The following is a 12,058-nucleotide window of genomic DNA, read 5'->3' as shown; positions in this document are numbered from 1 at the left end:
AATATCCACTTTCGTGGAAATATTCACAACTACATAGTACCACGTTTTCCTCATTTGTGCAACTTTTTAAAGTTTATTTTTAGAGTTTTTTCTGTAATATTTATAATTTACTATATTTTTAGCCATTTTAAGCCATTTACTAGCCCTAATTATTTTTTAAAATTATTTATGAAAGTTTTGTGAAATCATTTTCTAGTAAGAATATATATTAATTTAATCTAATTTTATGAATTTTAATCATTACTTTTCAATATTTTATTATCTTTTATCCCTGATAGATTAAAACTTGGAATAAAACTCTCATCTACTGTGTCACCTTCTTGAATAAAGGCATTTTCAACACCTAAAGAAATCGCATAATCTATTAATTTATCATAGTCTTTTATACTAATTTTTTTATTTAAATTTTCATATTTTACTTTTCTAACTGGGGTAAATTGATTCATTAAACTTAAATAAATATTATCTTTATATTCAGAATATAAATATTTAACTATTTTTTTACTATCTTCTAAGTGATCTGGAAGCATTAAATGTCTTACTATTACTCCACTTTTCATCATTTCATTTTCATCAAATTGATTTATTCCAACTTGATTATACATTTCTTTAATTGCACTTTTTGCAACTTCTACATAGTCTTTTGCATTAGAGTATTTTTTTGAAATATCATCATTAAAATATTTAAAATCTGCAAGATAAATATCTACAAGTCCCCTTAAAGTTTTTAAACTATCTACATTATCATAGGAAGATGTATTATATACTACTGGAATATTTAGTCCCATTTTTTTTGCAATTATTAAAGATTTTCTAATAGTTGGAATATAGTGACTTGGCGTTACAAGATTTATATTGTGGACATTGTTTTTTTGTAAGTTTAAATAAATATCTGCAAGTTTTTCTGAATTTATTTCTTCTCCATAACTTCCAAGTGCTATTTCATAATTTTGACAATATATACACTTTAAGTTGCATCCTGTAAAAAATACTGTACCAGAACCATTTTCTCCTGATATAGGTGGCTCTTCCCACATATGAATTGATGCTCTTGATGCATATAATTGTGCTGGCATTTTACAATATCCTACACTTTTATATCTATTTATATTACAATTTCTTGGACATATATTACAATTTTCATACTCTATAAATTTTTCCATTTTATTACTCTTTTCTATTTTTACTTTTAATATATTTTATCAAAATTTATTTGATTATGGTACAATTATCTTGAGGTGATTTAATTGTTAAAAGAAATCATTAACAGTAGAAGAAGTGTTAGAAAATTCAAAGAAGATAAGGTAGATCATGAACTACTTGAAGAGTTACTTAAATACTCTTTAATGGGACCTTCTTATGGAAACGCTCGTCCTGTTCAATTTGTTATAGTTGAAGATCAAGAAACTCTAAATACTTTATCAAATATTGAAACTTTTGGAACGAAATACATTGCAGATGCACCTGCTGTAATTATCATTATGGCAGATAGGGATCTTTCTGAAACTTGGGTTGAAGAATGCTCTATTGCTGCAAGTTATTTCCAATTACTTGCTCAAGAAGCAGGATTAAATACATCTTGGGCTAATCTAAAAGAAGGAACTACTAAAGATGGTGTTGAAATTCAACAATTTGCAAGAGAACTTTTTAATCTTCCAAAGAATATGAGCACTCTTTGTATGATTCCTGTTGGTTATGGCAATGATAAAATCAGAAAAAGAGTTGATTTTGATCCATCACCAAAAATTCACTACAATAAATATTAATACTAAAAAAAGACTGCCTAGCAGTCTTTTTTCACTTTAAAATATTTACTATTTCTCTATTAAAATCCTCTAAATCTGCAGGAGTTCTACTTGTAATAAGATTATTGTCTATTACTACTGATTTATCTTCTACAATTGCACCTGCATAATATAAATCTTGTTGGATAGATAGATAAGCTGTCATTTTTCTACCCTTTGTAAGTCCTGTTTGTATAAAGATTTGCGCTCCATGGCATATTGCAAAAGTTGGCTTATTATATAATAAAAAATTTCTTACAAATTTTACAAATTCTTCCCTTGCTCTTAATATATCTGGTGAAAATCCACCTGGAATTAAAATAGCATCAAAATCTTTTTCAGATACTTCATCTATTCCATAATCAGCCACAAAGGTCTCGCCTTTTTTCCCCTTTATTTTTACTCCTTTTTCTGTTCCTACTATAAAAGTTTCATGCCCTTCTTTATTTAGAGCATCTCTTGGAGAACTAAGTTCAATATCTTCTACATAATCTGTTGCTATTATTGCTATTTTACTCATAATATACTCCTTTCTAAAACTTCCTATAATTAAGTCTTACCCATTTATATATATTTAAAAAAAAGACTGCTATTTCTAGCAGCCTAATTAATTATTTCTTTAAAATAACAAGTTCATTGTCTTTTGCATCTATTAAAATAGTATCTCCATCTTCTACAATTGATCTAATAATCATCTTAGAAATATCAGTTTCTACTGTTGATTGAATAAATCTCTTAACTGGTCTTGCACCATATTGAACATTATAAGATTTATTTAATATTAGATTTAATGCATCTTCTGTTGCCTCTACTTTAATATTTCTATCTGACAATCTATTTTCAATATCTTTTATATTTACTTTAATAATCTTAAATATTTCATCTCTTGCAAGAGGTTTAAACATTACAATTTCATCAACTCTATTTAAAAACTCTGGTCTAAATCTAAGTTTCATTTCAGAATTTACATGTTCTCTTGCATCTAAAGTAATATTTCCATCTGCTCCAATTCCCTCTATTAAATAAGATGAACCAATATTTGATGTCATAATAATTACTGTATTTTTAAAATCTACTGTTCTTCCTTGATTGTCTGTAAGCCTACCATCATCAAGGACTTGTAGAAGTATATTAAATACATCAGGGTGAGCTTTTTCTATTTCATCAAAAAGTATTACAGAGTAGGGTTTTCTTCTTACTGCTTCTGTAAGTTGTCCACCTTCATCATATCCAACATATCCTGGAGGAGATCCAACAAGTCTTGATACTGAATGTTTTTCCATATATTCAGACATATCAATTCTTATCATATTTCTCTCATCATCAAATAGTGATTCTGTAAGAGCCTTTGCTGTTTCTGTTTTACCTACTCCTGTAGGTCCTAAAAATATAAATGAACCAATTGGTCTATTCTCACTTTTTAGTCCTGCTCTTGCACGAAGAACAGCGTCTGATACAGCTTCTACTGCCTCGTCTTGACCTATTACTCTTTCATGAAGAATACTTGATAGATTTAAAAGTTTATCTCTTTGAGATTCATTTAATTTATCTACTGGAATTTTTGTCCAACGAGATACAACCTCTGCAATTTCTTCATCAGTAACTTCTTCTTTTACCATTGAATTTTCATCTTTTGTTGTTTCTTCAGCATTTTTTAGTTCTTCTTCAAGTTTTGGAAGTTCTCCATATTTAAGTTGTGATAATTTTTCAAGATTATAATTTCTTTCAGCTTCTTCTATTTCATGATTTACTCTTTCAATTTCTTTTTTAATATCTTTTACTTTATCAAGATCTTTTTTCTCTGATTCCCATTTTGCCTTTAAAGAATCAAAACTTGATTTTTCTTCTGAAAGTTCTTCCTCAAGTACATTAAGACGTTTTTTAGAAGCTTCATCTTTTTCTTTTTTAAGGGCTTCTCTTTCAATTTCAAGTTGTAAGATTTTTCTTCTTACTTCATCTATTTCTGTAGGCATAGAATCTATTTCAGTCCTAAGCATTGCACAGGATTCATCCATTAAATCTATTGCCTTATCTGGTAAAAATCTATCTGAGATATATCTATCAGAAAGTGTTGCTGCTGCAATTACTGCAGAATCTGCAATTCTAATTCCATGATATATTTCATATTTTCCCTTTAGACCTCTTAATATTGAAATAGTATCTTCAACATTTGGTTCAGAGATTAAAACCTTTTGAAATCTTCTTTCAAGAGCTGGATCTTTTTCAATATATTTTCTATATTCATCAAGAGTTGTAGCTCCTATTGCATGAAGTTCTCCTCTTGCAAGCATTGGTTTTAAAAGATTTGATGCATCCATTGCACCTTCTGTCTTTCCTGCTCCTACAATATTGTGAATTTCATCTATAAATAATAAAATTTCTCCATCAGATTTTTCAACTTCAGAAAGTACAGCTTTAAGTCTTTCTTCAAACTCTCCTCTATACTTTGCTCCTGCTACAAGAGCACCCATATCAAGAGAGAAGATAGTTTTATTTTTCAGTCCTTCTGGAACATCTCCATTGATAATCCTTTGAGCAAGACCTTCTACTATTGCAGTCTTACCTACACCTGGCTCACCAATTAAAACAGGATTATTTTTAGTTCTTCTTGATAAAATTCTAATTACATTTCTTATTTCATCATCTCTACCTATTACAGGATCCATTTTTCCAGCACGAGCTTCTTTTGTTAAGTCCCTACCATATTTAGATAATGCATCATAGGTATCTTCTGGATTGTCTGTTCTAACATGTTGATTTCCACGAATTTTTTTAAGTGATTCTAAAAATCCTTCCATACTTAAATGAAATTTTTTAAAAACACTTTCTGATTTAGTTCCCTTTTGTGCAAGAAGAGCCATATATAAATGCTCTACTGAAACATAATCATCTCCAAATTGAGTTGCATATTTCATTGCAGAATCAAGAGCCATTGTAAATTCTCTTGATGAATAGGTACTTCCCCCTTGTTGCTTAGGAAGTTTTGAGATTTCATCATCTATATCCTTTTGAATCATCTCAACACTTACTCCCATATATCTTAATACCTTTGGAATAAGCCCATCTTTATCTTGAAGCAATGCCTTATTTAAATGTATATCTTCTAATTGTGGGTTGCCATTTGACATTGCAATATTTTGTGCAGCTTGAACTGCCTCTATTGATTTTTGTGTGAATTTTTCAAAATCCATAATATCACTCCCAACTTTTTAATTAATCAAAACTTTTTTGTAATTCTTCGTATAATTTTATTTGCTTTTCATCTAGTTTTGTAGGATTTACAATATTAAACATTATATATAAATCCCCAGTATTACCCTTCATATCCTTAAATCCCTTTTTAGGAATTCTCATTTTACTTCTTCCCTTATACCCCTTTGGAACTTGAATTTTTATCTTACCATGTAAAGTTTCTATGGTTTTTTTAGTACCAAGTGCTGCATCCCAAGGATAAATCTCCTCTTCTTTTACTATATTTATTCCATCGAGTTTTTCAGTTGTAGAAGCATAAATATCTATTTTAAATAAAACATCAGCAGTAACACCATACTTATCAGCTTTCATCTTAATCTTTTTGCCTGGTGTAATTCCCGCTGGAATTTTTACATCTAATTCAACATTTTTTCCATCTAAATTTAATGAAAGTTTTCTATTAGTTCCCTTAAAAGCTTCCTCTAAGGATATTGATAAATCTGTTTCATAGCTTTGTCTATTACTAGATCTCTTCTTGGACTTTCTTCCTCCAAAATCAGAGAAAATATCAGAAAAACTAAAATCTCCTCCACTTGAAGAAAAACCTCCAGCAGAACTAGGATCTGCTCCACCAAAAAACATATTAAAGAAATCAGAGAAATCTCCACTTCCTCCATTTCCAGAGTAAGAATATCCATATTGTGATGGATCAAAATTTGCCCCATCATAAAAACCACCTGAAGAACCAAAAGTATCATACTTTTTCTTTTTATCCTTATCAGATAGCACTTCATAAGCTTCATTTATTTCTTTGAACTTTTCCTGTGCACTTTCATTATCGGGATTTAAGTCTGGGTGATATTTTTTTGCAAGTTTTCTATAGGCTGATTTTATTTCCTTTTCACTTGCACTTTTATCTACACCTAGAGCTTCATAATAATCTTTATATTTCATTTAATCCCTTCCTCCAAAATTATTTAGTCTTTTTGACCTTCTTTGACCTTAATTTATTATACATTGTTTTTGTGATTAAATCAACTATTTAAAGAATTTTTTAAAAAAAGATGTAATTTCTTACATCTTATAAAAACATCATATATTCGCCTACTAAATATACTCCAATTAATATTAAAAAATCATATAATACATGGGCAATATATGAAACAGTTAGGTTTTTAGTTAAAATATAGGAAATACTCATTCCCATTCTCACAGTTCCAATAACTATAAAGGCCTGATAAAAATTAAAAGAATATGTTGGAAGATGTAATGCTCCAAAAAATAATGAAGATATAATCCAAGCTACTATAATAGATATTCTCTTACTTTTTTTAATTTTCATTTTATTGTAAACATATAAAAATGGAATAACAAATAAAATCTCCTCACCTATTAGCTGAATAGCTGTTACTATTAATATTTTTACAATATTACTTTTATTTATTATTCCCGTTATTGGATTTTCAACAAGATCTGTCTTTCCAAGAGAACTTATAAATCCCATTCCATAACATATTACAAGTGTAAAAATAATTATCAATAAATCTTTAGAGTTTATCTTTTTAAATATTTTATTAAAAAACTTATTATCTAATATAGATAAAGCTACAAGACAAAAAAATAAAAATAAAAATGATATAAAATATTCATTTACTAAAATTTTAGGTAATGTCCATATTCCAAAAGATATATAAAAGAACCCTCCAATTGCAACTAAAAGCGATAGTGCCCAGTTTTTATTTGGTACATCTTCAAATGGAAAGTCTGTTAGGTCTTTTTTTCTTATATTGTTTTTTTCCATATTAACTCCTTTAATTTTACTCTATTATAAATATACCAAAGATATACTTTGATTAAACTAATTAATAAAATAAAGTCTCTTAATGAGACTTTATCTTATTTTTAATATTTAAAAATCTTTATTTTTTAATACTTTAATTGCACTAAAATAACTTACTAAATTTATTGTTAAAGCAATTAAAAGACTTCCTATTACAACTTTTATTTCCGAAATACTTTCAAGAGTATTTTCTATATTAAGACCAAATAATTTAAATAACTTTGCAATTAATACTCCAAGAAAAATTATAATTATTACTAATATAAAAATCATAATTGGAGCTTTTTGTGGTGAATATTTATATATTAATGGAATATATATTGAATACATTGAATGCATTATAATAATAGATAATATTAATCCAAATACATCTTCTGCACTTATACTTTTTCCAAATATATTCATTACTAAATATATTAAAAGAGAAAAAACTAGTCCAATTAATGAAAATATTCCATTTAGTAAAAACTTTTCTTTTACCAATACACTTTCTTTTATGGGAAGTGTTTTATAATATTGTAAAAATCCTGATCTTTCATCTTCTGAATGTATTCCAAAGGGTATAGACAAAAGCATTACACTTGCCATTATTCCCGTTGCTTCTTTTCCAATTATAAAGCTAAATACTATAATAAATACAATTATAAATATAAGATTTTTTCTATAACTCGAAGTCTTTTTTATTATATTTAAGTCTTTTTTCAATAGAGATTTCAACATTTTTCTTCCTCCATTTTTACTGTTTTGTTCATAAAAATAATAAATACTATAATACTAATTATTAAAAATACAAAGGGGAAAAACTTCATATAATATATACTTAATAGACCTATACTTAATAATCCCATTCCAAGTTTTGTAAAGGCAAGTAGTATTAAAAAACTCATCATAAATAAACTTGTTGAAATAAATCTAACTTTTTCTTGTCCATATTTAAAAAATATATTAATTATAATTCCGCCTGTTAGTATTTGAGCAGATATTAATACAATTGGAACTTTCAATGTTTCTAAATTAAAAAGAAATATTGCAATTAATATAAATATTATAAATTCTATAAAATATATTATTCCTGCAAAATAATATTTTGATTTTACATAATCCTTTATATTTATTGGAAGAAATTTTACATATTCATAAAATCTAGATCCATCATCTATATATAATGACGAATAACTTAGTGAAAATAATAAATAAAATACACTAATTAAAACTATATATATACTTATATTGTTTTTAGAACTACTTTTAATTGTTGAAACTATTGATATTAAGAAGAATAAAGACATTAGTAGTATTGATTTTTTGTAAATTTTTAGAAGTATAAAGTCTTTTTTCAGTAATGATTTAATATTTTCTTTTTCTTTAATCTTATTCATATTTATTTCCCTTTGCATAAAACACCATCATTTCATCAAGATCTAGTTTATCTACTATTAAATTTGGATATTTTATTTTAAATTTTTCTACATTTGTAATTAATGCCTCAGTATTGTATTTATTTATTTTATATCTTTCTACAAAGGACCTATCAACATTTTTAAAATCCTCTTCTGATGTTCTCAATATTGCATAGTTTTCTAAAAGTTCATACTTATCCTCTGAAAATATCAATCTTCCATCTTCTACAAAAGTTATATAATCAGCTATTTTTTCAAGATCATTTGTTATATGTGAAGATATTAAAACAGAATTTTCTTCATCTTCTACAAATTCTAAAAGTATATCAAGGATTTCATCTCTTACTACTGGATCAAGACCTGCTGTTGGTTCATCAAGTATTAAAAGTTTTGGTTTTGATGAAAGTGCTGTTGCAATTTTAAGTTTTACTTTCATACCTTTAGAAAAATCCTTAATATCTTTTTTAATATTAATCTTAAATTTATCTAAAAGCTCAAAATAATAATTACTATCCCAATTTTTATATATTCCAGATAATATACTTTCTATTTCATAGGGATTTAAATACTCAGATAAAAAAACATCATCTAAAACTGCATTTATATTCTCTTTTGTATTAATATTTATCTTTTCTCCTAATACAAGTATTTCTCCATCATATTTTGAAATTGATAAAATACATTTTAAAATTGTAGTTTTTCCAGCTCCATTTTCTCCAATAAGTCCCATAATACTTCCCTTTTTCACATTTAAGGAAATATCTTTAAGTTCAAAATTATCATATTTTTTATTTAAATTTTTTATCTCAATTGCATTCATTTTATTCACCTCTATAAAGTATTTCTAATATTTCTTTTAATTCATCTAGAGATATATTTACAGGACTTGCAAGTTCTACTGCACTTTGTAATTTTTCCTCTATTAATTTTAATTGTTCTTCTTTTAAAAACTCTCTATTCATATTTGCTACAAAGGATCCCTTACCTTGATTTGTAATTATATATCCTTCTTTTTCCAGTTCATTATAGGCTCTTTTTGTAGTTATAACAGAAACCTTTAAATCCTTTGCTAGAGTTCTCATGCCAGGAAGTCCCACACCTGATTTTAATCTTCCATCAATAATCATATCTCTTATTTGATTTTTAATTTGTTCATATATTGGGACCTCACTGGAGTTTGAAATAATAATATTCATATTTACCCTCCAATGTACATACTGTATATACTGTGTATATACATACTATACCCTTTATAATTTTTGTCAATAGTTTTTTTATTTCTTTTAAAGGTATATATAATATATAAAGGAGGAAATTATGATTGGCGTATTAGAAAATATAAAAGTATTAGATTTTACAACGGTTTTACCTGGACAGTATGCAACTTTAATGATGGCAGATATGGGAGCTGATGTTTTAAAAATTTCTTCTCCTTCTAAAAAAGATGTAATTTTAGAACAAGAACCCTACTTTGAAGATAGCGATATTTCAATATCTCAAATGTGGCTTCTTAGAAATAAAGACACTATGGCTCTTAATCTTAAAACTAAAGAGGCAGTAAATATAGTTAAAGAACTTATTAAGGAATATGATGTTTTAATTGAGGGATTTAAACCTGGAACTATGGAAAAATTTGGATTATCCTATGAGGAACTAAAAGAGATTAACCCCTCTTTAATTTATTGTTCTTTATCATCTTATGGAGAAACTGGACCTATGAGTTCCTATGCTGGTCACGATATAAATTATCTAGCTAAGTCTGGGCTTATGTCTATTTCTGGAAAAAAAGATTCAGGACTAAGTCTTTTAAATGCTCAAATAGGTGGTATGTCCGTAGGCTCTAATAATGCAGTAATAGCAATACTATCTGCTATTATCTACAGAATGAATACTAATAAAGGACAGAGAATAGACATTTCAATGCTTGATGGATTAATCTCTTATAATACCTTTGAAGGGCTTAATTATTTATATAGTGGAAATATTCCAAGTAGAGAAGAATCTCTTTTAAATGGAGGATCTCTATATGATTTTTATGAAACTAAAGATGGTAGATTTTTCTCAGTAGGTGCTATTGAAGACAAATATTTTAGTGGTTTTTGTAAAATCATTGGTCGTGAAGATTTAATTAGTGGAGGAATTTATCCTGAAAATATTGAAATAGTAAAAAAAGAAATAAAAGAAATTTTTAAATCTAAAGATTTTAATGAATGGAAGGAAATTTTCAAAAATAAGGATTTATGTATTGAACCTGTTCAAAATTTAGAAGAAGCTCTTCTTTTAGATGAACAAATTAAAGAAAGAAATGTAATAGTTGAATTAGATTATAATGGAAATAAAGTTAAACAATATAAACTTCCCATAGAGTTTTCTTGCTCAAAGGCTGTATATAATCATGTAGGCAAAAAAATTGGAGCAGATACTGAAAAAATTCTCCAAAAACTTTCTTATTCTAAGGAAGAAATAAATGAATTAAAAAACAAAGGAGTTTTTAAATAGATATTTTATATTGCTTTAATTTGTTATAATAGAATTAAGATAATGTATTAAGTATGGGAGGTAATAAATATGAAAGGTGCTCTTTCAAATGTTAAAGTACTAGATTTCACAACACTTCTTCCAGGGCCTTATGCAACTTTAATGATGGCTGATATGGGAGCTGATGTTTTAAAAATTTCTTCTCCTTCTAAATTAGATTTAGTTTTGGAGAAAGAACCTTTTTTTGAGGATACTAATAAGTCTGCCAATTTACTTTGGCTAAATAGAAATAAAAATACTATGGCTCTTAACCTTAAAACTAAAGAAGGTATAGATATAGTTAAAAAACTTGTTAAGGAATATGATGTTTTAGTTGAACAATTTAGACCAGGAGTTATGAAAAGCCTAGGTCTTTCTTATGAAGATTTAAAAGAAATAAACCCAGCTTTAATCTATTGCTCTATTTCATCTTATGGACAAACTGGACCTATGAGTAAGCGTGCAGGACATGATATAAATTTCCTTGCAAAATCTGGAATTATGTCACTTTCTGGCAGAAAACAAACTGGACCTATTCTTACAAATACTCAAATTGGTGATCTTGCAATTGGAGCTAATAATGCAATTATTGGTATTCTTGCAGCACTTAATTATAAAAATGCAACTGGAGAAGGTCAATATATTGATATATCAATGCTTGATGGACTTATCTCTTATAATACCTTTGATGGTGCTGGATATTTAGTTGATGAAAAACTTCCAAATAGAGAAGAAGGAATGTTAAATGGTGGATGTGCCTATGATTTTTATAGAACACTTGATGGAAGATACTTATCTGTTGGTTCTTTAGAGCCTAAATTTTGGAAGGCTTTTTGTGAGGCAATAGACAGACCTGAGTTTATAAATAAAACTGTTTGGCCTGAAGATGTAAGAGATTTAAAAGACGAAATCTCAAAAACTATAGGTGCTAAAAATTTATCTGAATGGATTGAAATCTTTAAGGATAAGGACTGCTGTGTTGAGCCAGTTCAAAATCTAAAAGAAGCCCTTAGTGAAGATGAACATATTAAAGCAAGAGAACTTGTAATTGAAATGCCTGTTGGCGACAAAAAAGTAAGACAGTTTTCTATGCCAATTAAATTTTCAAAATCAAAAGCAGAATATAAACATGTTGGTAAAACCATAGGAGAAGATACTAATAGTATTATGAAATCTCTTGGATATTCTGATGAAGAAATAAAAAATCTAAGTAATAAAAATGTTTTTAAATAATAAATATCCACCGGCCTAGCCGGTGGTTTTTAATTTACGGGCACAAGGCCCTTTTTTACTTGCTACGCCTCAAAAGGCGTAAAAAATGAGCC

General features: G+C 27.4%; 12 protein-coding genes. 3 read left to right on the top strand and 9 right to left on the bottom strand.

Features of this window, described 5'->3' with window-relative positions:
* Positions 1–233: 233 nt before the first annotated feature.
* The gene (locus J2Z71_RS07035; protein WP_210061512.1) at positions 234–1,163 is read right to left on the bottom strand and encodes a radical SAM protein; all 930 of its coding nucleotides are present in this window, start codon (positions 1,161–1,163) and stop codon (positions 234–236) included.
* An 84-nt stretch (positions 1,164–1,247) separates the two neighbouring features.
* Between J2Z71_RS07035 and J2Z71_RS07030 the strand changes: the two genes are divergently transcribed.
* Complete coding sequence (locus tag J2Z71_RS07030) at positions 1,248–1,766, top strand: nitroreductase family protein (protein WP_210061500.1); 519 nt, start codon at positions 1,248–1,250, stop codon at positions 1,764–1,766.
* A gap of 31 nt (positions 1,767–1,797) precedes the next feature.
* Here the strand turns inward: J2Z71_RS07030 and J2Z71_RS07025 are convergent, their stop codons facing one another.
* The 8 genes from J2Z71_RS07025 to J2Z71_RS06990 all read right to left on the bottom strand — a co-directional run bounded on the left by J2Z71_RS07025 (position 1,798) and on the right by J2Z71_RS06990 (position 9,412).
* Positions 1,798–2,304 carry a type 1 glutamine amidotransferase domain-containing protein gene (locus J2Z71_RS07025; RefSeq protein ID WP_210061498.1) on the bottom strand — a complete coding sequence of 169 codons (507 nt, stop codon included), beginning with the start codon at positions 2,302–2,304 and terminating at the stop codon, positions 1,798–1,800.
* Positions 2,305–2,395: 91 nt separating this feature from the next.
* The gene (clpB, locus tag J2Z71_RS07020; protein ID WP_210061496.1) at positions 2,396–4,975 is read right to left on the bottom strand and encodes an ATP-dependent chaperone ClpB; all 2,580 of its coding nucleotides are present in this window, start codon (positions 4,973–4,975) and stop codon (positions 2,396–2,398) included.
* A 22-nt stretch (positions 4,976–4,997) separates the two neighbouring features.
* Entirely contained in the window at positions 4,998–5,930 is a 933-nt protein-coding gene (locus J2Z71_RS07015) for a DnaJ C-terminal domain-containing protein (protein ID WP_210061487.1), read from the bottom strand.
* 127 nt (positions 5,931–6,057) lie between these two features.
* A complete protein-coding gene (locus J2Z71_RS07010; protein WP_210061484.1) occupies positions 6,058–6,777 on the bottom strand; it encodes a CPBP family intramembrane glutamic endopeptidase in 720 nt (239 codons plus the stop codon).
* 108 nt (positions 6,778–6,885) lie between these two features.
* Positions 6,886–7,536, bottom strand: a complete 651-nt coding sequence (locus tag J2Z71_RS07005; RefSeq protein WP_210061482.1) for an ABC-2 transporter permease — start codon at positions 7,534–7,536, stop codon at positions 6,886–6,888.
* Entirely contained in the window at positions 7,530–8,195 is a 666-nt protein-coding gene (locus J2Z71_RS07000; protein ID WP_210061480.1) for an ABC-2 transporter permease, read from the bottom strand. Before J2Z71_RS07000 ends, J2Z71_RS07005 begins: the two co-directional genes overlap by 7 nt.
* Entirely contained in the window at positions 8,188–9,036 is an 849-nt protein-coding gene (locus tag J2Z71_RS06995) for an ABC transporter ATP-binding protein (protein ID WP_210061478.1), read from the bottom strand. Before J2Z71_RS06995 ends, J2Z71_RS07000 begins: the two co-directional genes overlap by 8 nt.
* A gap of 1 nt (position 9,037) precedes the next feature.
* Positions 9,038–9,412, bottom strand: coding sequence for a GntR family transcriptional regulator (locus J2Z71_RS06990; RefSeq protein ID WP_210061476.1), 375 nt, complete (start codon positions 9,410–9,412; stop codon positions 9,038–9,040).
* A gap of 121 nt (positions 9,413–9,533) precedes the next feature.
* Here J2Z71_RS06990 and J2Z71_RS06985 point away from each other — a divergent pair, with 121 nt between their 5' ends.
* Both J2Z71_RS06985 and J2Z71_RS06980 read left to right on the top strand, forming a co-directional pair.
* On the top strand, positions 9,534–10,715 hold the full coding sequence (locus tag J2Z71_RS06985) for a CaiB/BaiF CoA transferase family protein (protein WP_245311204.1): 1,182 nt from the start codon (positions 9,534–9,536) through the stop codon (positions 10,713–10,715).
* Positions 10,716–10,784: 69 nt separating this feature from the next.
* Complete coding sequence (locus J2Z71_RS06980) at positions 10,785–11,966, top strand: CaiB/BaiF CoA transferase family protein (RefSeq protein ID WP_210061474.1); 1,182 nt, start codon at positions 10,785–10,787, stop codon at positions 11,964–11,966.
* The last annotated feature ends 92 nt before the right edge of the window (positions 11,967–12,058 follow it).

Origin of the sequence: Peptoniphilus stercorisuis, assembly GCF_017874395.1 — a bacterium.
Lineage (GTDB): Bacteria > Bacillota > Clostridia > Tissierellales > Peptoniphilaceae > Anaerosphaera > Anaerosphaera stercorisuis.
This window is presented reverse-complemented; position numbering and strand designations above follow the sequence as displayed.